This is a genomic window from Catenuloplanes nepalensis (assembly GCF_030811575.1).
Lineage (GTDB): Bacteria > Actinomycetota > Actinomycetes > Mycobacteriales > Micromonosporaceae > Catenuloplanes > Catenuloplanes nepalensis.
This window is the reverse complement of record NZ_JAUSRA010000001.1, coordinates 1462630-1485807: the sequence shown is the minus strand read 5'-3', so window position 1 is coordinate 1485807 and position 23178 is coordinate 1462630. Positions and strand designations below refer to the sequence as shown.

Sequence of the window (23178 nt, the reverse complement as noted above, 5' to 3'; positions counted from 1 at the left end):
TCATCTCCTGGAGATCGCTTCGATGGTGGAGGTGGTGGAGCGGCCGCTGAGATACGGCACGATCACGGTCCGGCCGCCCAAGCGGCGGACCAGCGCGGACTCGGGCAGCTCGGCGTCGCCGGAGTAGTCGCCGCCCTTCACCCAGACGTCCGGGCGCAGCCGGGTGAGCACGGCCTCCGGCGTCGGCTCGTCGAAGATCACCACCGCGTCCACGCAGTCGAGCGCGGCCAGCAGCGCGGCCCGGTCCTGCTGCGCGGTGAGCGGCCGGTCCGGGCCCTTGAGCGCGGAGACACCGGCGTCGGAGTTGAGGCAGACGATCAGGCAGTCGCCGAGCTTGCGGGCCGCGCGCAGCGTGGCGAGATGACCGGCGTGCAGCAGGTCGAAGCAGCCGCCGGTGGCCACGACCGTGCCGCCCCGGGCACGTACCCCGTCCGCGAGCGCACCGGCCGTCTTCTCCGGCGCCTCGGCCTTCGCCGAGGTGACCGCACCGGTCGCACCGCCGGCCGCGACGAAGGCCGACGCCGCGTGCACCGCGTCCCGGACCGCCTCGGAGACCAGCGCGCCCCGGGCCAGCGCGAGCGCGGCCGTGGACGCGAACCGGTCCCCGGCGCCGCAGGTGTCGCCGCCCGGCACGTCCGGCGCCGGGATCACCAGCGGCGTCGGTTCGCCGTGGCAGAGCACCGCGCCGGCCGAGCCCACGGTCACCGCGACCGCGCCGGCCCGCCACCGCCGCCGCAGCGTGAACCCGGCGCGCTCGGCCGCGGCGAGCGCGGTCCCGCCGCCCGCGTCGCCGGACATGCCGCGCGCCTCGGCCGCGTTCGGCGTGCACAGTCGCACGTTCGGCACCGGTTCCGGGCCGCGCGGGTGCGGATCCCAGACGATCGGCGCGTGCGCCGCCTCCAGCGCCTTCCGCACGGCCGGCTGGCGGGCGACGCCGCGGCCGTAGTCGGAGACCAGGATCGCGGTCGCGCGGCCGATCACGTCCAGCGCGGCCTGCGGCGCGTCCGGCGGCACCGCGGGCTCGCCGCCACGATCCAGCCGGACCAGCACCTGACCGCTCGCGCGCAACCGGATCTTCTCTGGCGTGGGCACGGTCGACGGCAGCGCGTGTACCTCGACACCGGCCGCGGTGAGCAGCTCGACCAGCCGGGCCGCGGCCGGGTCGGCGGCGAGCGCGGTGACCAGCGCGACGTCGCAGCCGGCCCCGGCCGCGAGCAGCGCGGCGAGCCCGGCGCCACCCGGACGGTCGGTGGTGGACTCCTCGTCGAGCACCGGCACGGGCGCGTCCGGCGCGATCCGGCGCACGGTGCCGTCCACGTCCCGGTCCAGCAGCGTGTCACCCACGATGACGAGAGTCTCTCGAGTCATCACACTGAACTGATCGGCGCTCATCGCGCCAATGCCTCCTCGAGAGCGTCCACGACCGTCGGCAGCGCGAGATCGACGTACTCGCAGAGCAGGTGCACGGAGACCAGGTGCAGCTCCTGCACGACCTGCGAGTCCGGGGACGGGCAGGCCAGCGTCTCGTCGCAGGCACGGGACAGCGGATTCGGCTCCTGGCCGGTCATCGCCCAGGTGCGCACGCCACACTCGCGGGCCGCCCGCGCGGCCGCGACCAGGTTCGGGCTGCGGCCGCTGGTGGACATCAGGATCAGCACGTCGCCGGGGCGGCCGTGCGCGCGGACCTGCCGGGCGAAGACCTCCTCGTACCCGTAGTCGTTGCTGATCGCGGTGATCGCGGCCGAGTCCGGCGTGAGCGCGATCGCGGAGAGCGGCTGCCGTTCGCCGCGCAGCCGGCCGACCAGCTCGGCCGCGAGGTGCTGGGCCTCGGCCGCGCTGCCGCCGTTACCGGCGACCAGCAGCCGGCCGCCGATGCCGAGGTGCCGGGCCAGCGTCTCGCCCCAGCGGGGCAGCACCACGGACGCGTGCGTGCGGAACTCGGGCAGCGCGGCCTGCAAGCCGCTCAGGTGGGTGTCGAGCGGATCCATCAGGCGACTGCCTCTCGGACGTCGGTGGTGTCGGCGAACGCGTGCGCGGTCTCGGCGTAGACGTCGGCGAGCCGGCCCGCGATCGTGGGCCAGCCGTAGACGCGCCGGGCCCGGTCGAGCGCGGCGGCGCCCTGCGAGACCCGGCGCACGTCGTCGGCGAGCAGCCGGCGCAGCACGGCCGCGAGCGCCCTCGGGTCGCGCGGCGGGACCAGGTCACCGGTGACGCCGTCGACCACGGTGTCGGTCAGGCCGCCGACCGCGGTCGCGACCACCGGCACGCCGCACGCCATCGCCTCCAGCGGGGTCAGGCCGAACGGCTCGTACCAGGGCGTGGCCGCCAGCACGTCCGCGGACCGGTACCAGCGGGGCACGTCCGCGACCGGCACCGCGCCGGTGAAGCTGACCCGGTGCGCGACGCCGCACTCGGCGGCCAGCGCGCGCAGCCGGCGCGCGTAGGGATCGTCCGGCAGCCTTCCCGGTGGCGGCCCGCCGACCACGACCAGCTCCGCGTCCGGCACCAGGGCCAGCGCGCGGATCAGCTCGGCGTAGCCCTTGCGCTCGACCATCCGGCCGACCGTGAGGATGCGGGGGCGCTCGCCGCGCGGCACCGCCGGGCCGTCCGGGCGGAACAGATCAAGATCCACGCCGGAGGGTACGAGTGTCATCCGCTCCCGGGGCACGCCCATGCCGGTCAGTTCGCGCTCCTCGTCGCGGCACTGCACGATCACCCGGTCCACCACCCGGCCGAGCTGCCGCTCGTACGCGGTGCGGTGCTCCGGGCTGCTGTCCGCCGCGCCCTGGTGACGGCGCTTGACCGTGCCGAGCGCGTGGTACGTCTGCACCACCGGCACGTCACAGGCCCGGCCCGCGGTGACCCCGGCCAGCCCGGACATCCAGAAGTGCGCGTGCGCCACGTCCGGCATGCCGGACGCGTGCCAGTCCGCGGCCATCCACTCCGCGAACGCGCCCATGTGCGGCAGCAGGTCGTCCTTGGGCAGCGCGGACGGCGGGCCGGCCGGCACGTGCACCACCTCGAAGCCGCGCACCGCCACCGTCTCCGGCACGTCCTCCTCGTCCCGGCGGGTGTAGACGCGCACGTCGTGGCCCTGCCGGGCGAGCTCGGCCGCGAGCGCGGCCACGTGGGCGTTCTGCCCGCCCGCGTCCACGCCGCCGAGCGCGGCCAGCGGGCTCGCGTGTTCGGAGATCATCGCTAGGCGCATGTGTGCTCCTCGAGAAGTCGGTCCCAGTCGGCGAGAAAGCGGTCCAGGCCGTACCGGGCAAGGGCGGAGCTGCGACCGGCGTCGCCGAGACGCCGTGCCGCGTCCGGGTCGTCGATCAGCCACTGCGCGGCCTCGACCAGCGTGTCCACCCGGGTGGCGAGCACGCCGGCGTCGGCCGGCACGGCCGCGACCGCCTCGGTGGTGGCCAGCGCGATCACAGGCATGCCGATCTGCATCGCCTCGATCAGGCTCAGCCCGAGCGACGTCCACCGGCACAGGTGCAGGTAGGCGCGGCGGTGCGCGATCTGCTCGTGCATCGCGGCCTGCGGCGGATCGTCGTGCGTGAACACCCGGTCCAGGCGCAGCCCGGCCACGCCCATGCCGTAGACGTCGACCGGCGCGACCGGCGTGAACCGCGGGAACAGATCCGTGCCGGTCACCCGGCCCCGGCGCACCGGCTCGTTGGTGACCACGGCGAGCCGCTCCAGCTCACCGGTCCAGCGCACGGCCGGTGGCACCACACCATGCTCGATCACGTGGGTACGGGTGGCGCCCGCATCCCAGAACAGATCGTTGAAGTGGGTGACGTGCACGATCGCGAGGTCGTCCCGGTCGGCCATCGGATGTCGCGTGTTCGGCACGTCGCCCTTGGGGGTGTTGTGCTCCAGGAAGATCTTCTTGTTCCCCGCGAGATGCGCGATCCGGTCCAGCTCGTCCCGGCGCTGCAGCACGATCACGTCCACGTCGTCCGGGCGCAGCGCCGCGACGTCGACCTCCTCGACCGTCTCCGGCCACGGGAACGTACGTGCCCGGCCGAGTCCCCACTCGTCCAGCGCGGCGTTGACCGGGACCAGGTAGCGGTGTTTCCCCTGGACGAACGCGGTCGCCCAGGAGCCGTGCACGTGCCAGAACAGGATGTTCACGCGGCCATCTCCCTGATCGTGTGGTGAGGTGTGAGCGTGCGCACGGCGGCCAGCACCTCGTCCGGCGTGATCGTGGACAGGCACGGGTGGCCGGCGACCGGGCAGCGCGTCGCCCTGCTCTCCCGGCAGGCCGCGGCCGCGTCGCCGAGCCGGACGTGCGGCACCCGGTAGGGGCCCCACTGTCCGTAGGGGACGGTCGGCGCGAACAGGCTCACCACGGGCGTGCCGACCGCGGCGGCCAGGTGCGCGGGGCCGGTGTTGGCGACTACGGCACAGGCGGCGCCGGCCAGCAGCCGGGCGAGGCCGGCCAGGTCGGTGGACTCGGCGAGCGTGGCTCCGGCACCGGCCACGAACGCGGCCAGCTCGCGCTCGCCCGGACCGCCGGTGACGCGCACGTCGTGTCCGGCCGCGACCAGCCCGGCGGTGATCTCCCACATCACCTCGGGTGGGCAGGACCGGGCCTGCACGGACGCACCGGGATGCACCACGACATAGCCGCCGCGCACCGGCCCGCCGGCCCGCGCGGCAGGCGGCTCGCCGGCGCCCGGGACGAGGGGCGCGCCGCCGGGCTCGCCGCCGGCCGCTTGCCCGGCGAGCGGTTCGGGCACGCCGGAAGCCGAACGCCCGGCGAGCTGTTCGGGCACGCCGGGAGCCGGTCGTCCGGCGTCCGAGGGCGGGAGGGTGATGTGGAGTGCGCCGTCGTCGCCGGGTGGGAGCGTGAAGCCGGCGGCGGCCGCGATCGAGCGGGCCCGCTCGGGCTCGGGGACGCCGGGCGGGACGCCGCGGTGCCGCACGTCCAGCAGCGAACCCGGGTAGTCCTCGCTGATCGCGGTGATCCGGGCGACGCCGGCCGCGCGCAGCAACAGCGCCAGCGGCAGCGCGTTCTGGTGGAACGACGTGAAGATCACGGCTTCGTCCGCGCCGATCGCGGTCAGCGTGGCGGTCAGCTCCGCGACCAGCGCGGCGTCCACCGGCTCCGGGTCCGGGACGATCCACGGCAGCCGGGCCTCGACGATCTCGCCGACGCCGGGAAGCAGCGCGGCGGCGTCCCGGCCGCGCGGGCCGCAGAGCAGCACGACCTCGTCCGCGTGGGCCGCGACCGCCCGGATCGCCGGGCCGGTGACCAGGACGTCGCCGGCCGAGTCCGCGCGTACCACGAGGACCTTTCCGGCTTTTCGGGTTTCTGCCGGTGTGACCGACGCGATCCGGTCCAGGATCAGGTCCACGGCGGATCCGATGGTCTCGGCGACCGCGGGCGCGGCCGCGATCTCCGGCGCGAGCGTGACCTCGGTCGGGATCAGCACGCCCGCGGCACCGGCGGCCGCGGCGGCCCGCATGTCCCGGCCGATGTCGCCGACCATCACGCACCGGCGCGGATCGGCGCCGAGCGCGACCGCCGCGTCGACGACCATGCCGGGCGCGGGTTTGCGGCACCGGCAGCCGGCCCGGTCGTCGTGCGGGCAGATCTGCCACGTGCCGAACGGGCCGAGCAGCTCCTCCACCCGCGCGTTGACCGCGTCCAGCTGCACGCGGGTGAACCGGCCCCGGGCCAGCCCGGACTGGTTCGTGACCACGCCCAGCCGCAGCCCGGCCGCGCGCAGCCGGTCCAGCGCGGCGCGGGCGCCGGGCATCGGCCGGACCAGCTCCGGATCGTCGTTGTAGGGCACGTCCACCACGAGCGTGCCGTCCCGATCGAAGAGAACGGCGTCGTAGAGGGCGGTCACCGCACGACTCTCAGCACGCGCGCGCCGGCGTCACCGGCCGCGAGCGGGCCGGCGCCGGCCGCACCGATCTCCGGCGGGCCCGCGTCGGTCCCCTCGGTCGCGACCGGGCCCGGATCGCTGCCGAGCGCGCCGCGCCCGGTCTCCGGCGCATCCGGCCCGCCTCCGTGCGAACGACGACCGCTTCCCGGCACGCCCGAACCCGCCTCCGTCAGGCCGGTCGCCGGCGCACCGGAAGCCGCTCCCAGCGGGCCGTGACCGATTTGCGGCGCACCAGAACCCGCCTCCAGCGGGCTGGGGCCCGTCGGCGGCGCATCAGAAGCCGCTCCCAGCGGGCCGTCGCCGGCTCGCGGCACACCAGAAGCCGCTCCCAGCGGGCCGGGGCCGGTCGCCGGCACAGCCGGTTCGGTCGCCGGCACAGCCGATGCGGCCGGCACAGCCGATGCGGTTGTCAGCGGGCGGGCGCCGCGCCAGCGCGTCCAGCCGCGCAGCCAGGTGGCTATCGCTACCGGGGGGATGATCGCGCTGGTCAGTGCCATGGCGGTGATCTCGCGGGCGGTGCGCGGGCCCGGCATGATCCGGGCGAGCGCGAACTCGGCGGTCCCGGCGGCCCAGAGCGCGCCCGCGACCGACGCCACCACCGGGCGCCGGGTCAGCAGCGCGGTGACCGCGACCGTTCCGGCCGCGGTCACCGCGGCGTGCCGGGCGCGCCGGCCCGGCGGGATCTCCAGCAGGATCCGCCAGTCACGGCCGTAGAGTCGGCGCAGCAACGCGTCGTCGGCGTTGCCGCGCTGCTGCGCGACGCTGATCCACGGGCTCTCGTCGCGCACCGGGTGGATCACCGTGCGCGTACCCCGGATCAGGTTCCAGCCCGCCTCCCGCACGCGGTAGGCCAGCTCCGCGTCCTCGCGGAACGCGCGCGGCAGCCGCTCGTCGAAACCCCCTACCCGATCAAGGACCCTTCGCCGGTACGCCATGTCCGCCGTGATCCAGCGCCCGTCCGCGAGCGCGGCGGTTCCGCGTTCCCAATCGGTCGGCCGGCGCCCGTCCGGCAGCGGCTGCGGCACGCGCAGCCGGCCCTGGACCCCGCCGTCGTCGTCACCGGCGGCGGCCAGGTCGTACGCGAGCGCGGCCGGCCAGCCCGGCTCGGGCACCACGTCGTCGTCCAGGAACGCCACCCACTCGTGCCGCGCCGCGCGCCAGCCCACGTTCCGCGCCGCGGCCGGCCCGGCGGCCCGTCCGGCCAGCACCGTGACCTCGACACCCGGCGGTAGCGGCAGCGGCGTCGACCGATCCGGCCGGTCGTCCACGACCAGGATCTCGACCGGCACCACAGCGGACGCGGTCTGCCCGCCGAACCCGGCCGACGCGTCCGGCGACAGCCGCCCGGCAAGCCCCGCACTGTCCGGCGACGTGCGCCCGGCAAGCCCGGTCCCACCCGGCAGCCCGGCAAGCCCGGAGATCCCGGCGCCACGCGGCGGTCTGTGCCCGGCGGTCTCGGTGGTGGCCGGGGTGAGGCCGGCGTCGGTGAGCTGCGTGGTGAGTGCGGTCAGCAGGGTGGTGAGGGTGGGGCGGCCGAGGGTCGGGATGACGATGGAGATGCCGGTCATCGCGCGGTGCCGAACGCGGAGGAGCGGTGGACCGCGAACGGGCCGAGCGCGAGCAGGTCGACCGGGGCGGAGCCGAACAGCTCCATCGCCTCGCGTGGGGTGTCGGCCATCGGGCGGCCGGCCGTGTTCAGCGACGTGTTGATCACGACGGGCAGGCCGGTGAGGCGCTCGAACTCGGCCAGCATCTCGGCGACGCGCGGCTCGGTCTCGGTGTGCACGGTCTGCACGCGGGCGGTGCCGTCCACGTGGGTGACCGCGGGGATGCGGTCCTTCCACTCCGGCTTAACCGTGTGCACGAACAGCATGTACGGGCTGGGGTAGACGCCGTCGAAGACGTCGGCGAACCGCTCCGCGCGGACCATCGGCGCGATCGGCCGGAACTGCTCGCGGCCCTTCACGTCGTTCATCCGGGTCTGCGTCTCCGGGTCGCCGGGGTGGGCCAGCAGCGAGCGGTGGCCGAGCGCGCGCGGGCCGTACTCGCTGCGGCCCTGGAACCAGGCGACGATGCCGTTGCCGGCCAGCACCCGCGCGGCCTCGGCCGCGATCGAGTCCGGCCGGGTGTAGGGCAGCGCGGCCCGCCGCAGCTCCGCCTCCAGCTCGTCGTCGGACCAGCCGCGGCCGAGGTCCGCGCCGGTGAACGGCGCGACCGGGCCGGACGGCCGGGCGACCGCGAGCGCGGCGCCGAGCGCGGTCCCGGCGTCACCGGCGGCCGGCTGCACCCAGACGCGCTGGAACGGGCCCTCCGCGGCGAGCCGCGCGTTGGCGACGCAGTTGAGCGCGGTGCCGCCGGCCATGGTGAGCGTGGCCGGGCCGCCGGCCGCGTCGTACGTCCAGCGGGCCAGGTCGAGCAGCACCTCCTCCAGCCGGGCCTGCACGGTGGCGGCCAGGTCGGCGTGGTCCGCGGTCATCTCACCGTCCGCGGCGCGGGTCTCGGCGAGCGCGTTCCAGTCGATCCGCTCGACGCGGAAGCCGCCCTCGCCGTCCGCGTGCACCAGCTCGCGGAACAGTCCGAGGTGGCGCGGTGTGCCGTAGGAGGCGAGCGCCATCACCTTGTACTCGTCGCTCGAGTGCAGGAAGCCGAGGTGCCGGGTGAGGTCCTCGTAGAGCAGGCCGAGCGAGTGCGGCAGCCGCTGCGCCGCGAGCGTGGTCAGCTCGCCGTCGCGGTAGACGCCGGCCAGGTGGCTGGCGCTCTCGCCACGCCCGTCCAGCACCAGCACCGCGCTGTCCTCGGGCACGGACAGCCCGGCGGAGGCCGCATGCGCGACGTGGTGCGGCACGAACCGGACCTTGTCCGGGTCGAGTCCGGGAAGTGCGGCCGCGAGGAACCGCGGCGCCCGGCGGGCGTAGTCGACGCGCAGGTGGTCCCACGGGTCGTGCAGCCCGAGGCTCTCCGCCTCCGCGGTCAGCGCGGGGTCGAACGAGTAGGCGACGGCGTCGAGGTCGGCCGGGCCGAGGCCGGCCGACTCCAGGCACCAGGCGGCGGAGAGTTCGGGCAGTTCCCAGGCGGAGAACGGGACCGGGCGCTTGCCGTGCTTGCGCCGGCTGAACCGCTCCTCCTCGGCTGCGGCGACGACGCGGCCGTCGATGATCAGCGCGGCGGCCGGATCATGGAAGATCGCATTGATTCCCAACACTCGCATGGAGGGCCGCATTCCCTACAAGTGCCGGAGTATTCGCAAGATCACCGACTTCTCTGAAATTCCCTCTCCAGCGCTCCAACCTGCACTGATCGCGGCTAAACGGGTCCGTTTGAGCTAGTTGCACAGGGGAAAGCATGCGCGATGAATCTCGTGCGACAGCTCATTGGCGGCGTCTGGAGCGAGGGCGGCTCCGGCCGTAACGTGACCGTTTCTGATCCTTCGACCGGTGAACCGGTGAGCACCGTGCCGGCCTCCTCCGACGCGGACGTGACCGCTGCCGTCCACGCCGCGCGCCAGACCGCGCCGAGCTGGGCCGGCACGTCACCGGCGGATCGTGCCGCCGCGCTGCGAGCGGCCGCGGACACGGTGGAGGCGGCGACCGGCGAGCTGGCCGCGCTGATGCACGCGGAGATGGGGAAGCCGGTGGACGAGGCCGCCGGCTCGGTCGAGGCGGGCGTCGGCACGCTGCGGCAGTACGCGGAGCTCGGCCCGGTGCACCGCGGCCACGCGCTGGCCGGGAATGACAACGCGATCGACCTGATGGCGTTCGGCCCGCGCGGCGTGGTCGCGGTGATCACGCCGTGGAACGACCCGGTCGCGGTCGCCTGCGGGCTGCTCGGCGCCGCGCTGGTCACCGGCAACACGGTCGTGCACAAGCCCAGCGAGCGTACGCCCGCCACCGGTCACCGGCTGGCCGAACTCTGCGCACCGCACTTCCCGGACGGCGTGCTGTCGCTGGTCAACGGCGACGGCCCGGTCGGCGCCACGCTGGCCGCTGCCGAGGTGGACGTGGTCGCGCACGTCGGCTCGACCGCGACCGGCCGGTCGATCGCGGCCGCGTGCGCGCGGACCGGAGCGAAGGCGCTGCTGGAGAACGGCGGCAGCGACCCGCTGATCGTGGACGCCGGCGTCGACCCGGCCTGGGCCGCCGCGCAGGCCGCGACCGGCGCGTTCGCGAACTCGGGGCAGATCTGCGTGGCGGTCGAGCGGATCTACGTGCACCGGGAGGTGGCGGACGCGTTCCTGGACGCGCTGGCGGCGGAGGCGGAGACCTGGGGCGGGAAGATCGGGCCGCTCGTCGACACGCGGCTGCGCGACGGCGTGCACGCGCAGGTCACGGCCGCGCTGGAGGCCGGCGCGCAACGACGTGCGGGCGGCGGCGTGCCGGACGGGCCGGGCGCGTTCTACCCGCCGACCGTGCTGGCCGGGTGCACTGACGAGATGGCGGTGATGCGCGACGAGACGTTCGGCCCGGTCGCGCCCGTGATGGTGGTGGAGTCGTTCGACGAGGCGCTGAAGCGGGCCGCGGACTCACCGTACGGGCTGGCCGCGACCGTCCTGACGCCGTCGATGAGCCACGCCCAGCGCGCCTGGCGGGAGCTGCCGGCCGGCACCGTCAAGGTGAACGCGGTCTTCGGCGGCGCCCCCGGCGGCGCGGCCCACCCGCGCAAGAGCAGCGGCCACGGCTTCGGGTACGGCCCGGAGCTGCTCGACGAGATGACCGCCACCAAGGCCGTCCACATAGAGGCTCCCCCGTCCGGCTGGTAAGCACCCCAAGACCACGGTGTCCCCCATGTTGCTCTGACGACATCGGGGACACCTTGATCTTGAATTGCGGGACCACCCACCCGACAGACAGGGAGGCCGCCCGCGGCCGACCGGTGCCCGCGGGAGCACTCGCAAGGTGCCCCCGCCGGAAGCGGGAATATCTCATTGCTCTAGAAGCTCTCGCACTTCGCGCTCGCTGCCCGTCCTGATCTCGCCGCCCTGTTCGTAGTGCTCGACGATGCGCGGGTCGACGTAGGAGGCGCGGGCGACCGCCGGCGTGTTGCCCAGCGCCTCCGCCACGTGCTTCATCGCGCGCGAGATCACCCGCCGCCGTTTCGCCTCGGTCGGCTGCTGACCGCACTCGGCCAGCGCGGTCGCGGCCTCGACCGTGCCGTGCCAGGTGCGGAAGTCCTTCGCGGTCATCCGGCGATGGCTGACCTCGCGCAGGTACGCGTTGATCGACTCGGCCGAGACCTCGGTCCATCGGCGCGCGTCCGGCTCCCAGTAGGCGAGCAGCCGCTGGTCGCCGTGCCGGCGCTTCTTCAGCCGGGTGAGCACCGTGTTGACCAGGTGGTCTGAGATCGTGATGCAGTGCTCGACGCCGGACTTGCCGGGGAAGCAGAGCGTCGCCGCGCCGTTGTGGATGGTGAGATGGTCCGCGCGGAGCGTGGAGAGGCCGAACGACGGGTCCTCGTCGCGCGCCGCGTACTGCTCGCCGCCGACCCGGAACAGGCCCAGGTCCAGCATGCGCACGCTCGCGGCCAGCACCCGTTCCCGGTTGAGCCCCTGGCCACCGCTCAGGTCGCGGCGCACCCGGGCGCGGACGCCGGGCAGGTGCCGGGCCGCCTCCAGCACCCGGTCGAACTTCTTCGCGTCCCGCGCGGTCCGCCACTCGTCGTGGTAGCGGTACTGCTTGCGGCCCGCGTCGTCGGTGCCGGTGGCCTGCACGTGGCCGCGCGGGTCCGCCGAGATCCACACGTCCTTCCAGGCCGGCGGGATGACCAGCGTCCGGATCCGGCGCAGCGTGGCCGGGTCCCGGATCGGCCGGCCGTTCGCGTCCCGGTAGCTGAATCCGGTCCCCTGCCGTCTGCGGCTGATGCCCGGTTTGTCCAGCCGGCTGCGCCGGAGTTTGTTCATGGAGCCGCAGTACCCCCGCACGTGGCGATCTCACCTGGCCCGCCCCGTAGAGGTGTCGCAACGTGCGCAGTGCGTAGTGACAGCGGGACCGGACCGTGCCGGCCGGGATGCCGAGCGCCTGGGCGGTCTCCGCGACCGTGTCCCGCCGCAGGTAGACGTGGTGCAGCACGGCGCGGTGCACGGCCGGCAGCCGGTCCAGCGCGTCCCGGAGCGCGGACCGCTCGGCCAGGTCCGGCGGTTCGTCCGGGACGACGGTCAGGACGGGCGGGATGGGCACGGTGAGCCGGCGGGCGCGGGCCGCGTCGACGACCAGGTTGCGGGCCACGGTGAGCAGCCAGCCACGGACCGAGCCGGGGCCGGTCCGCAGCCGGTCCGCGTGCCGCCAGGCCCGCAGCAGCGTCTCCTGCACCACGTCCTCGGCGAACGCGCGGTCACGGGTGAGGCCGGTGGCGTAGGCGAGCAGCGGGCCAGCGTGCTCGCGGTACAGCTCACGCAGGAACGGCTCGTCGCGGGACATGCGGCGAAGCGAACCCTCCGCATGTCGACAAATCATCGACGAACGGCTGCAACGGGCTGTTGACCATTCGTTGACGGCCTGGCGTGAGGGTTGCCGGACGTGAACCGACCCCCTGGAGACGATCCGTGCCCCGACGTCCGGCCAACCGGCAGTTCCGCGTCGCCGTCGCGGCGGCGGCCACGCTGCTGGCGATCAGCGCCTGTACGGCGCAAGCACCCCCGCCGCTGATCCCGCTCGCCACGGACGATCCGGCCGCGGCCGGCCCGGTGCCCGCGCCGTCGGTCGCGCGGGACGTGAACCCGAACGGCGGCTACTGGCCGGCGTCCATCCGGGCCGCCTCGAACGAGCGGCTGGGCGACACGGTCGAGGACAGCGACGGGTTCACGCTCTACCGCTGGGACGGCGACTCGGCGGACCCGCCGGAGTCGCGTTGCGCGGACGCGTGCGCGGAGCTGTGGCCGCCGGTCCTGACCCGCAACAAGATCATTTTCAAGGGCCTGGACAGGGAGCTGCTCGGCGCGATCGAACGCCCGGACGGCAGCCTCCAGGTCACCATCGCGGGCCGGCCGGCCTACCGCTACAGCGGCGACACCGGGCCCGGCGGCTTCGCCGGAGAAGCGGTCGACGGTACGTGGTTCGCGTTCGCCCCGGACGGACGGAAGGCCAACGGTGACGACTAGAGCCTGTATCGACGGGACGGCACGCACATGGTGAGGCGGCACGGCTCCGGCTTCGAGGTGCTCGGCTTCGCGCCGGGCGAGGACCCGGCGCCGGGCGACCCGGACCTGATCCGCAGCTTCGCGGCACGGCACGAGGAGGTCCGGGACAACGCGCTGACCGGGTTCCGGGTGCTGGGCCGCGGCGGCGAGCTGGAGGCCGGGCGCGGGCACGCGATGGACGCGCTGCGCCGGGCGCTCAACTCGCTGCCGGACAAGCTGCGGCAGACCGCGGACTCGTTCGGCGTGGCCGCGGACGCGTACCGCGGCTACGCGGACGCGCTCACCTCCGCGCAGGAGCAGATCGACGTCCTGATGGATCGCGCGCTGGCGCTCGGCCCGCTGGCGAACACGACGCAGCCGGAGCTGCCCGCGGACGCCACCGACGCGCAGCGGACCGCGGCCGAGGACCGTCAGGACGACATCGACGCCGCGAGGTCCGGGCTCGACCAGCTCCAGGCGGAGGCGGCGGCGGTCCGCAACTCCCGGCTGCTCGCGGCGGAGAACGCGGCGGACGCGGTGAACGAGGCGGCCCGGCGGGCGATCCCGGAGCGCGGGTTCTTCGAGAAGGTCGGCGATTTCTTCCAGGACTTCCCGTTCGTCCAGATCCTCATCGACCTGGTCATCGCGGCGATCACGATCTTCTTCCCGGTGCTGGGCCTGGCGCTGGCCGGGCTGGCGCTGGCGATCCGCACGATCGGCTCGATCGCGAACGGCACGTTCAAGCTGGGCTCGTTCCTGGTCGACGTGCTGTCGCTGGTGCCGGGCGGCAGCCTGCTGCGCGGTGGCGCGGCGGTCACCCGGACCGTCAAGGTCCCGTTCGCGGCGACGAAGGCCGGGCCGATCTCGGACCGGATCGTCGACATGCGCGCCTCGATCGCGGCGGTGCCGAACCAGCACGCCGCGCTGATCGCGACGCGCGAGATCAGCGCGTCCATCGGGCTCAACACGATCGAGCAGGGTCTCAACGGTGAGCCGCTGGACTTCTCGACCATCCTGATCGGCGCGGTGGCCACCGGCGGCGTCTCGGCCGGCCTACAGCGGTTCGGCGACGGCAAGCGCCGGGACCTGATCCTGAACGACCCGGCCCGGCGCGGGGACGCGGACCCGGTCGCGGACGTGGACAAGCCACTGCCGACGACGCCCACCGACAAGCCGCTGCCGGTCGTTCCCACGGACAAGCCACTGCCGGCCGACAGGCCGTTGCCGCCGCTGCCCACGGACAAGCCGCTGCCGGCCCGGCCGTTGCCGTTCGACGCCGAGCACGACCTCGACTCGATCCGTGAGGACGCGAAGGAACGCGTCACGCTCAGCGTCGGCGACACCGTCTCCAAGGGCATCGACGACGACAAGGACCCCGCGGGTACGGACCCGGAGGGCCTGTCCGGCACGGTCACCGACGACGGTACGAACGAGGACCCGGCCGCCGAGGACGAGAACTCGGCCCGGCAGATCATCCGCGAGCGCGACGACGACGGCACGCTCGTGGAGGGCGCGGAGGCGGTCGTCGCGCCGGTGACCGGGGGCGTGACGGGCGCGGTGCTGACCAACCCGAAGGTCGTGGAGAAGGGGACCGACTTCGTGGACTTCGCCAAGAACATCTTCAAGGGGCGTAAATAGTGCGAATCAATGTCAGCGTCGCCACCGCGGGGCGGCCGGAGCCGGCCCGGGTGGTGGTCGACGCGGATCCGCACGCGAGCGTCGGCAGCCTCACCGAGCGCCTGCACGGCATGCTCGGCGCGCAGCCCGGCGACGCGTTGTTCGTCGGTGAACGGCCGGTGCCGCCGGAGCGGTCGCTGGCCGAGGCGGGCCTGGACGACGGCGCCGCGCTCGGCCTCGGCACGCCCGCGACCGGCGCGCCCGAGCCCGGCGACGCGGTCGAGCTGCGGATCGTCGGCGGTCCGGGTGCCGGGCGGGCCTACCGGCTGCGGCCCGGCCAGTACCGGCTGGGCAGCGGCCCGGCCGCGCGGATCCGGCTGGCCGCGCCCGCGCCGGAGATCGGCCCGGACGTGCTGGTCCGCGCGGACCGCCGGGTCTTCGTGCTCGGCGACCCGGACGCGGCCGGCAGCCGCGTCGGTGCCGGCACGGACGGCGACGAGTGGCCGGCCGGCGGCCAGCTGGTCGTCGGCGCGAACCTGCTCGAACTCGCCACCGAGCTGCCCCGCCGCGCGCCGCTGACCCGCGCGGACGGCGAGCTGGCCTGGGAGTTCAACCGGCCGCCGCGGTTCGTGCCGACGCCGTCCGGCGGGCGGTTCCGGCTGCCGGCCGAGCCGCGCAAGCCGGAGCGCAACCCGATCCCGTTCGCCACGCTGCTGCTCGCCCCGGCCGGCGCCGCGCTGATCGGCATCCTGGCCACCGGCAGCTGGCGGTTCGTCTTCATCGCGCTGCTCTCCCCGGTCGCGGCGCTGCTCACCCTCTTCGGCAGCCGCAAGCGCGGGCGGGTCTCGTTCGCCGAGCAGGTGGCGCGGTACCAGGAGACGCTGGCCCGGGTCCGGGCGGACGCGGACGCGGCCGTGCTGGAGGAGGAGAAGCTGCGCCGGCACGGCTACCCGGACCCGGCGATGCTGGCCCGGATCGCGATGCAGCCGACCGAGCGGCTCTGGGAGCGCCGTCGCGCCGACCCGGACTTCCTGGAGCTGCGCGCGGGCACGGCCGACGTGCCGTCCGGCGTCACCGTGGAGGACCCGGCGCAGGACGAGCACCGGCGCAGCACCACGCCGATGCTGGACGAGGTGCCGGTGCCGCTGCCGGTGGCCCGCCGCGGCGTGGTCGGGCTGGCCGGTCCGGGCGCGCCGTGGCAGGCGACCTGGCTGGTCGCGCAGGCCGCGGTGCTGCACAGCCCGGCCGACGTGCGCGTCTGCGTGCTCACCGACCGGGACGCGGAGACACGCTGGTCGTGGCTGCGCTGGCTGCCGCACGCGAAGGCGGAGGGCGACAACTCGTACGCGATGATCGGCTCCTCGACGGAGTCGGTGTCCCGGCGGATCGCCGAACTGAACGTGCTGCTCGCCGCGCGCGCGGAGGCGCTCGCGGCCCGGCAGGATCTGAGCGACGAGCCCGCCTACCTGGTGGTGCTGGACGGCGCGCGGCGGCTGCGGTCGCTGCCCGGTGTCGTACCGCTGCTGCGCGACGGCCCGGCCGCTGGCATCTTCGCCGTCTGCGTCGAGCCCGAGGAGCGGCTGCTGCCGGAGGAGTGCCGCGCCGTGCTGCACAGCGACGGCTCCACCGGCACGCTGCGCTCCGGCAGCGACGCCGAGGTCACCGGCCTGCGCGTCGATCAACCCGAGACCCGCTGGTACGAGGAGGTCGCCCGCGGCCTGGCCCCGCTGCGCGCCACCGGCAGGTCGGACGACGCCGTGCTGCCGGCCGCGTCCCGGCTGCTGGACGTGCTCGGCCTGGAACCGCCGTCGCCGGAGAAGGTCCGCACCGGCTGGAACCTGCGCCCGCGCTCCACGCAGGCCGTGCTCGGCATCGGCCTGGACGGCGAGTTCGCGGTCGACCTGGTCCGGGACGGGCCGCACGCGCTGATCGCCGGCACCACCGGCGCCGGCAAGTCCGAGCTGCTGCAGACGCTGGTCGCCACGCTCGCGGTGGCGAACCGGCCGGACGAGATGACGTTCGTGCTGGTCGACTACAAGGGCGGCAGCGCGTTCGCGGAGTGCGAGCAGCTGCCGCACACGGTCGGCATGGTCACCGACCTGGACACTCACCTGGTCGAGCGCGCGCTGACCTCGCTCGGCGCGGAGCTGCGCCGCCGCGAGCACATGCTGGCCGCGCACGGCGCACCGGACATCGTGGTCTACCACGACCGCCGGTCGCGCAACGCGAGCCTGCCGCCGCTGCCCCGCCTGGTGATCGTGATCGACGAGTTCGCGTCCATGGTCCGGGAGCTGCCGACCTTCGTCACCGGCCTGGTCAACATCGCGCAGCGCGGCCGGTCGCTCGGCATCCACCTGGTGCTGGCCACGCAGCGGCCGTCCGGCGCGGTCACGCCGGACATCCGGGCGAACACGAACCTGCGCATCGCGCTGCGCACCACGGACCCGTCGGAGAGCCGGGACATCATCGACGCGCCGGACGCGGGCGAGCTGTCGCCGCGCACGCCGGGGCGCGCGTTCGCCCGGCTCAGCTACTCCGCGCTGCTGCCGTTCCAGGCCGGCCGGATCGGCGGGCCGCGGCCGTCTTCCACGGTCGATTCCCGTGCGCCGTCGCTCGATGTCGCGGAGATCAGCTGGGCGCAGCTGGCCGAGCCGCCGGTACGGGCCGCCACCGGAGGTAAACGGCCTTCACAGGATCCGGAGACCGACCTGAAGGTACTGGTCCGGGCGATCCGGCAGGCCGCCGCGGACGCCGGGATCGACGCGCAGCCGAGCCCGTGGCTGCCCGCGCTGCCGGCCGTCGTGCAGGTGTCCGAACTGGACGACCCGCTCGCGTACGGCATCGTGGACCTCCCGGCCGACCAGCGGCGCGAGCCGCTGCGCCTCGACCTGGACCGCGCCGGCCACCTCTACGTGCTCGGCTCCGCGCGCAGCGGCCGCTCCCAGGTGCTGCGCACGCTCGCCGGCGTGCTCGCTCAGGCGCACAGCGCGGCCGGCCTGCACCTCTACGGCATCGACTGCGGCAACGGCGCGCTGCTGCCGATGACCGGCCTGCCGCATTGCGGCGCGGTCGTGGACCGGCAGCAGACCGAACGGCTGGACCGGATGCTGGACTGGTTCGGTGCCGAGCTGACCCGCCGCCAGGCCCGGCTCGGCGAGAGCGGCGCGGCCGACCTCGCGGAGCTGCGCGCCGCCCTGCCCGAGGACGAGCGCCCGCCGCACATCGTGCTGATGCTGGACCGGTTCGAGGTGTACGAGCGGGAGTTCGTCACGTTCGACAACGGCCGGTACATGGAGCGCCTGGTCCGGCTGCTGCGCGACGGCGCGGCCGCGGGCGTGCACCTGATCGTCGCGGGCGACAAGTCGCTCGGCGCCGGCCGCTACGCCGGAGCCACCGAGGACAAGCTGGTGCTGCGCCTCAACGACCGGGCCGACTACTCGTCCGTGGGCGTGGACCGCAAGGCCGTGCCGCCGGAGCAGGAGCCCGGCCGGGCGATCCGGCACGCGGACACGGCCGAGGCGCAGGTCGCGGTGCTCGGCCCGGAACTGTCCGGCGCCGGCCAGGCCGCCGCGCTGACCGCGATCGCGCAGACGCTGGCCGCGCCGCCGGCCGGGCGCGGGCCGCGCCGGTTCGGCGTGCTGCCGGACACGCTCACGTTCGCGGAGGCGCTGGCCCGGCAGCCGGCCGGGCTCAAGCCGCTGCAGGCGATCATCGGCGTCGGCGGCGACGAGCTGGCCGCGCTCGGCCCGGACCTGGGCGACACACCCACGTTCCTGATCGGCGGCCCGCCACGCTCCGGCCGCAGCACCGCGCTGCTCACGATCGCGCGGTCGCTGCTGACCGGCGGCACCGGCGTGGTCGTGGTCGCGCCGCGCCGGTCCCCGCTGCGGGAGCTGGCCGGCGAACCGGGCGTGATCGGCGTGATCGACGACTCGGCCGTGCCCCGGGCGGACTTCCAGGCGCTGCTCACCCAGGTCACCCAGGAGACCGGCGCGATCCTGATCGACGACGCCGAGCTGATGGCGCAGTCGAACATCGACCCGGAGCTGCTGATGCTGACCCGCGGCGCGGCCGGGAACGGCTGGGGCGTGGTCGCGGCCGGCAACGCGGAGAGCCTGACCACCACGCTGGCCGGCTGGCTGGCGCAGGCCCGGCGGAACCGGACCGGGATGCTGCTGTCGCCGCAGTCCATGGCGGACGGCGAGGTGATCGGCGTCCGGCTGCCGCGCGGCATCGTGGGCCGGCCACCGCAGCCGGGCCGCGGCCACCTGCACCTCGGCGATGGCTCGCTGACCGCGGTCCAGGTCCCGCGCACCACCTGAGGTCCGGGTGCGGGCCGCGGCGGATCCGCCGCGGCCCGCACCGGCGCCTACACGAAGCGGAACGTGGCGGTGATCGCGTCGAACAGGCCGGTGAGCGCGTCCGCGTGCTGGAGGTTCGGGGTGGAGCAGCTGATCACCAGGTGCTCGCCCGGCCGGTCCGGAACCGCGACGAACGTGTTCACGGTGAGCATGTCGGCCGTCCAGTCGTCGGACACCGGTACCCGCTCGATCGACGTCACCCGCACGGCCGCGCCGGCCTCCGGCAGCTCGACAGCGGTCACCGTGCGGCCCGCGCCGGCCCGCGCCGCGCCGTCCGGACGGAGCAGCAGTGCCACGTCGTCCCGGTAGCCCTCCGGCAGCGTCGTGCCGAACACCCCGGCGAACGCCATCAGCAACCCGTCGTCATGCATCTCGATCAGACCGGAGGCCGCCAGTGCACCGTCCCGCACCATCGCGCGCAGCAGCTCCCCGGCCTGCCGGTAGCCGTCCTCGGCACCGGCCCGCAGCTCCGGGTCCTCGACCGCGGCCGTCTCGCTCGCCGCGACCGTGGCCAGCTCCCCGCCGGTCAGGTCGTACCTGGTCCAGCCGTCCGGGATGCGCATCGCGAACCGGTCGTTCACTTCGCCTCCAGGCTCGCGGCCGCGTCGTCGTCGATCTTCTGGAAGCCGGACCGGATCTGCTCGATCGACTCCCGGATGTCCTCGCCCTGCCGCTTCAGCTGGAACCGGCCGTCACCCCAGCGCCCGTCGAAGTCGCGCGCGGCCTCGCCGATCGCGTCCGAGCCGAACGCGGTGAGGATGTCCCCCGGGATCCGGTCGGAGTCGACGAACGTCAGCATCTCGCTGAGCGCGGCCGACGCCTCCTCCAGCGCGGTGCCGGGCACCACTATCTCCGCCATTGCCTGCCTCCGTGTGCGTTGCCCATGTGCGACGCACACGAGCCCAGACCCCCGGCCCGTTCACGTGACCCCCGCCACTGAGGAACCCATGCCTGCACTCCGGATGATCGCCGCCGCCCTGGCCGCGATCCTGTTGTCCCTGCTCATCCCGGCACCGGCCGGTGCGGCCGACGCGCCCGCCGGCACCGTCAAGGTCTACGTGGTCCCGGCCGGTGACCGCGACGAGTCGCTGGCCGCGATCGCGGAGCGCACGCTCGGCGACCCGGCCCGGGCCGGCGAGATCCTCGCGCTGAACCAGGCCCGCCCGCAGCCGGACGGCGGCGCGCTGACCGCGGCCGGCGACACCCCGCGCCCCGGCTGGGTGCTGCAACTGCCGGACGACGCCGACGGCCCGGAGGTCCGGCTGGCCCGGCCCGCGACGCCGGTGAAGCCGTTCTGGAACCCCGCGCTGATCCTGTCGCTGATCGGCGCCGTGCTGCTCGGGCTGCTCACCGTGGGCGTGCTGGCCCGGCGCCCGATCGCCCGCCGGTATCGCGCGGTGGCCGTGCGCGTCGCGGCCCGCCGTGAGGCGAAGCGGCACCGGGCCGCGCAGGCCCGGCTGCGGACCCGGCTCGGCGCCGAGATCCGCGACGACGCGGGCGCACCGCGGGTCTCGGGGCCGGCCGGCGTGGAGGTCTTCGGCCTGCTGGCCGCGCCCGGTGAGACCACCGCGTTCGTCGGCACGTCCGCTCCCCCGCCGGCCGGCTGGACCGCGGACGCGCCCGGCACCTGGCGGCGCGCCGGCGGTCCGGACCGGCACGCGGCGAGCCCGGACGGCGCCGCGCTGCCGGTCCGGGTCGGCGGCACCGGCGACGAGCTGCTGGTGCTGGACCTGAGCTGGCTGGACGGCGCGCTCGCGGTCGGCGGCGACCCGGAGGTGGCCACCAGCACGCTCGCCACGATCCTGACCGAGACCACCCGCCGCCGCCCCGGCCTGCGGATCGTCGCGGTGGCCGGGCCGGACGCGGACCCGCGCCTGGTCCCGCCGGGCGTGCACCGGGTGCCGGACGTCGCCGCGCTCGCCGGCCTCATACCCGGTCCGGCCGGCCCGGGCGCCACCGGCGTGATGCGCGACGCGGCCCGGCGGCGCCGGCTCACCGGGCTGATCGTGGTCGCGCACCCGCTCGGCGCGGACGAGGCCGGGCGTCTCGCGTGGCTGTGCGACGGGCCCGGCGGCTGGGCCGCGCTGGTCCGCGGCGACGCACCGGGCGCGTTCTGGAGCTGGTACGCCGGCCCGGACGGCGAGGTCCGCATCCCGTGGCTGGACCGCGTCGTGACCGTGCCGTCGCCGGTCGCCTGAGGAACCGAAAGGCCCCGGGGGTACGTACCCCCGGGGCCTTGATCTTCGGTGGAGCGGCTCAGCCGAGCGCGTTGCCGAGCTGCTGGTCGGTGTCGGCGAACGCCTCACCCACGGTCCGCACGTAGTTGCCGATGCCCTCCAGGCCCTGATTGACCTGGTCGAAGCCGCGCGCGAACTCCTCGAAGAACGGCTGGAACTTCTGCTGCGCGGCCGGGGTGGAGTAGCCGTTGGCCAGCAGACCGTCGATCTTGCCGCGGACCTCGGTCAGCTTGTCCTGCAGCGACTGGAAGTCGGCCTGCAGCGACGCGGACGTCTGCGCGGTCTCCTCGGTGTTGACGGCGAAGTTCGGCATGCTGCCACTCCTTGATCGCTGTTCCGGGACGGCGGATCGCCGCCCACGCCATCGAGCATGATCACGTCATGTCAACAAACCATCGCTGAACCGTGGACGATCATCCGCTGGTCGTTCATTTCGAACCTTCGGGCCCGTACCGTCGTCCCCGGGATGTGAAGATCCTCAAAACCCTCACCCGGTACACCGTCGACGGCCTGGACGGGCCGGTCGAGCTGTTCGAGACGCTGAGCGGCGAGACCGCGATCCGGTCGCACAACGGATACACCGACATCGCGATCGTCGGCGGCGCCCTGTTCGCGGTCGCGACGGACGGTCCCGTCGCACCCGCGGCCCGCGCCAAGGCCGTGTTCATCGTGGACGACCTCGACGCGGCCGTGGCGGAGCTGACCGCACGATACGTCGGGATCATCGTGCCGGCCACGGACGTGCCGCTCGGCCGGCGCCTGGTGGCCGAGGTCGCGGACGGCGAGCTGGCCGAGTTCATGCAGCTCAACGCGGAATCCGCGGCGGCACTCCTCTGATCGGCCTCCTTCGCCGGGCTCCGGCCCGGCGGAGGGTCGCCCGGCCGCTCACACATTAGTCTGTCTCGATGACCGAGGATTTCACCGCGACGCTGCCGCGCAAGCGGATGAGTACGGGCCTGCTGTTCCGGGACGAGCGGGGCCGCGTCCTGCTGGTCGAGCCGTCGTACAAGCCCTACTGGGAGGTCCCCGGCGGCACGGTCGAGGCGGGCGAGTCGCCGCACGCGGCCGCGGCGCGGGAGATCGAGGAGGAGCTCGGGCTCACCGTCACGCCCGGCCGGCTGCTGGTCACCGACTGGACGCCACCCCGGCCCGGCCGCACCGAGGGCATGCACCTGGTCTTCGACGGCGGTCCGCTCACCCCCGCGCAGGTCGCGGCGATCCGGGTGCCGGCGGACGAGCTGCGCGGCTGGGCCTGGTGCACGCCCGCGGAGGCCACCGCCCGCCTTCCGGCCCTTCTCGCCCGCCGCATCGCCGCCGCGTCCCGGGCCCGCGCCGAGGGCACGTCGGTCTACCTGGAGAACGGCTTCCCGGTGGCCTGATCTGAACCGCGGCGGCCGTTGAGACGTCAACCCGGTATGCGAATGATGATCGACTGGCTGTGGGCGACCCGGCGCGGACCGAAGACGCCGGCGTTCGGCCTGCACGACACCGCGCGGACGTCGTTCCGGGTGCGACCGAGCGACCTGGACATGGCCCGGCACATGAACAACAGCCGGTACCTCGCGTACATGGACCTGGGTCGCTTCGACCTGCTGCGCCGCTCCGGAGCGCTGGACGTGCTCAAGCCGCGCGGCTGGTACCCGATCGTCGCCGCCCAGACGATCAGCTTCCGACGCTCACTGCTCCCCGGCGCACGCTTCCTGCTGGAGACGACCATCCTCGGCTACGACGACCGCGCCGTCTATGTCGAGCAGCGTTTTCGCAGCGGCGACGACACCGCGGCCGTCGGCATCGTCGCCGCCCGCATCATGAAGCGCTCCGGCGGACCGGTGCCGCTCCTCGAGGTCGCCGCCGCCCTGAACGTCGATATCAGCGACCGGCCGGCCCCGCAGTGGGTCCTCGACTGGGCTGCCCGCAGCCGCGCGACCGTCAGCTGACGCACCGCCCGGTTCCGGCACGGG

The 23178-nt window shown here is 74.8% G+C and carries 19 protein-coding genes and 1 pseudogene; 8 read left to right on the top strand and 12 right to left on the bottom strand.

All coding sequences use genetic code 11. From position 1 onward, the window contains the following. The 7 genes from J2S43_RS06105 to J2S43_RS06075 are packed head-to-tail and all read right to left on the bottom strand — an operon-like array spanning position 1 to position 9102. Positions 1-1368, bottom strand: a complete 1368-nt coding sequence (locus tag J2S43_RS06105; RefSeq protein WP_306827597.1) for a PfkB family carbohydrate kinase — start codon at positions 1366-1368, stop codon at positions 1-3. 20 nt (positions 1369-1388) lie between these two features. After that, on the bottom strand, positions 1389-1988 hold the full coding sequence (locus tag J2S43_RS06100; RefSeq protein WP_306827596.1) for a D-sedoheptulose-7-phosphate isomerase: 600 nt from the start codon (positions 1986-1988) through the stop codon (positions 1389-1391). Then, entirely contained in the window at positions 1988-3208 is a 1221-nt protein-coding gene (locus tag J2S43_RS06095; protein WP_306827595.1) for a glycosyltransferase, read from the bottom strand. The genes J2S43_RS06100 and J2S43_RS06095 overlap by 1 nt, the downstream gene beginning before the upstream one ends. Next, positions 3199-4131: a glycosyltransferase gene (locus J2S43_RS06090; protein WP_306827594.1), complete on the bottom strand. Its 933-nt coding sequence runs from the start codon at positions 4129-4131 to the stop codon at positions 3199-3201. Before J2S43_RS06090 ends, J2S43_RS06095 begins: the two co-directional genes overlap by 10 nt. Beyond that, on the bottom strand, positions 4128-5855 hold the full coding sequence (locus J2S43_RS06085; RefSeq protein ID WP_306827592.1) for an HAD-IIIA family hydrolase: 1728 nt from the start codon (positions 5853-5855) through the stop codon (positions 4128-4130). Before J2S43_RS06085 ends, J2S43_RS06090 begins: the two co-directional genes overlap by 4 nt. Then, on the bottom strand, positions 5852-7462 hold the full coding sequence (locus J2S43_RS06080) for a glycosyltransferase (protein ID WP_306827591.1): 1611 nt from the start codon (positions 7460-7462) through the stop codon (positions 5852-5854). The genes J2S43_RS06085 and J2S43_RS06080 overlap by 4 nt, the downstream gene beginning before the upstream one ends. Next, entirely contained in the window at positions 7459-9102 is a 1644-nt protein-coding gene (locus J2S43_RS06075) for a carbamoyltransferase family protein (protein WP_306827590.1), read from the bottom strand. The genes J2S43_RS06080 and J2S43_RS06075 overlap by 4 nt, the downstream gene beginning before the upstream one ends. Positions 9103-9243: 141 nt before the next feature. On the opposite strand from J2S43_RS06075, the gene J2S43_RS06070 reads away from it, so the two are divergent. Next, positions 9244-10650, top strand: coding sequence for an aldehyde dehydrogenase family protein (locus tag J2S43_RS06070; RefSeq protein ID WP_306827589.1), 1407 nt, complete (start codon positions 9244-9246; stop codon positions 10648-10650). Positions 10651-10812: 162 nt separating this feature from the next. Here the strand turns inward: J2S43_RS06070 and J2S43_RS06065 are convergent, their stop codons facing one another. Both J2S43_RS06065 and J2S43_RS06060 read right to left on the bottom strand, forming a co-directional pair. Further along, positions 10813-11787 (bottom strand): DNA topoisomerase IB, encoded by a 975-nt coding sequence (locus J2S43_RS06065; RefSeq protein WP_306827588.1) that lies wholly within the window; start codon positions 11785-11787, stop codon positions 10813-10815. A 112-nt stretch (positions 11788-11899) separates the two neighbouring features. Next, positions 11900-12304: pseudogene (locus tag J2S43_RS06060) on the bottom strand (sigma-70 family RNA polymerase sigma factor); the annotation flags it as partial. A 125-nt stretch (positions 12305-12429) separates the two neighbouring features. Between J2S43_RS06060 and J2S43_RS06055 the strand changes: the two are divergent. Genes J2S43_RS06055 through J2S43_RS06045 form a run of 3 tightly spaced genes read left to right on the top strand, consistent with a single transcriptional unit; the run spans position 12430 to position 18941 of the window. Then, complete coding sequence (locus J2S43_RS06055) at positions 12430-12984, top strand: hypothetical protein (RefSeq protein ID WP_306827587.1); 555 nt, start codon at positions 12430-12432, stop codon at positions 12982-12984. A gap of 27 nt (positions 12985-13011) precedes the next feature. Further along, on the top strand, positions 13012-14640 hold the full coding sequence (locus tag J2S43_RS06050; protein ID WP_306827586.1) for a hypothetical protein: 1629 nt from the start codon (positions 13012-13014) through the stop codon (positions 14638-14640). Continuing rightward, positions 14640-18941, top strand: a complete 4302-nt coding sequence (locus tag J2S43_RS06045) for an FtsK/SpoIIIE domain-containing protein (protein ID WP_306827584.1) — start codon at positions 14640-14642, stop codon at positions 18939-18941. The genes J2S43_RS06050 and J2S43_RS06045 overlap by 1 nt, the downstream gene beginning before the upstream one ends. Positions 18942-18988: 47 nt before the next feature. On the opposite strand, the gene J2S43_RS06040 is transcribed toward J2S43_RS06045, so the two are convergent. After that, on the bottom strand, positions 18989-19561 hold the full coding sequence (locus J2S43_RS06040; RefSeq protein WP_306827583.1) for a hypothetical protein: 573 nt from the start codon (positions 19559-19561) through the stop codon (positions 18989-18991). Continuing rightward, the gene (locus tag J2S43_RS06035) at positions 19558-19839 is read right to left on the bottom strand and encodes a hypothetical protein (protein WP_306827582.1); all 282 of its coding nucleotides are present in this window, start codon (positions 19837-19839) and stop codon (positions 19558-19560) included. Before J2S43_RS06035 ends, J2S43_RS06040 begins: the two co-directional genes overlap by 4 nt. 88 nt (positions 19840-19927) lie before the next feature. Between J2S43_RS06035 and J2S43_RS06030 the strand changes: the two genes are divergently transcribed. Beyond that, positions 19928-21178 (top strand): hypothetical protein, encoded by a 1251-nt coding sequence (locus tag J2S43_RS06030; protein WP_306827581.1) that lies wholly within the window; start codon positions 19928-19930, stop codon positions 21176-21178. 58 nt (positions 21179-21236) lie between these two features. Here J2S43_RS06030 and J2S43_RS06025 read toward each other — a convergent pair whose 3' ends face one another. Next, the gene (locus J2S43_RS06025; RefSeq protein ID WP_306827580.1) at positions 21237-21530 is read right to left on the bottom strand and encodes a WXG100 family type VII secretion target; all 294 of its coding nucleotides are present in this window, start codon (positions 21528-21530) and stop codon (positions 21237-21239) included. A gap of 155 nt (positions 21531-21685) precedes the next feature. On the opposite strand from J2S43_RS06025, the gene J2S43_RS06020 reads away from it, so the two are divergent. The 3 genes from J2S43_RS06020 (at position 21686) to J2S43_RS06010 (ending at position 23154) form a co-directional block, all read left to right on the top strand. Then, positions 21686-22054, top strand: coding sequence for a VOC family protein (locus J2S43_RS06020; RefSeq protein WP_306827579.1), 369 nt, complete (start codon positions 21686-21688; stop codon positions 22052-22054). A gap of 68 nt (positions 22055-22122) precedes the next feature. Next, positions 22123-22596 (top strand): NUDIX domain-containing protein, encoded by a 474-nt coding sequence (locus J2S43_RS06015; RefSeq protein WP_306827577.1) that lies wholly within the window; start codon positions 22123-22125, stop codon positions 22594-22596. A 42-nt stretch (positions 22597-22638) separates the two neighbouring features. Then, entirely contained in the window at positions 22639-23154 is a 516-nt protein-coding gene (locus J2S43_RS06010) for an acyl-CoA thioesterase (protein WP_306827576.1), read from the top strand. Positions 23155-23178: the final 24 nt, after the last annotated feature.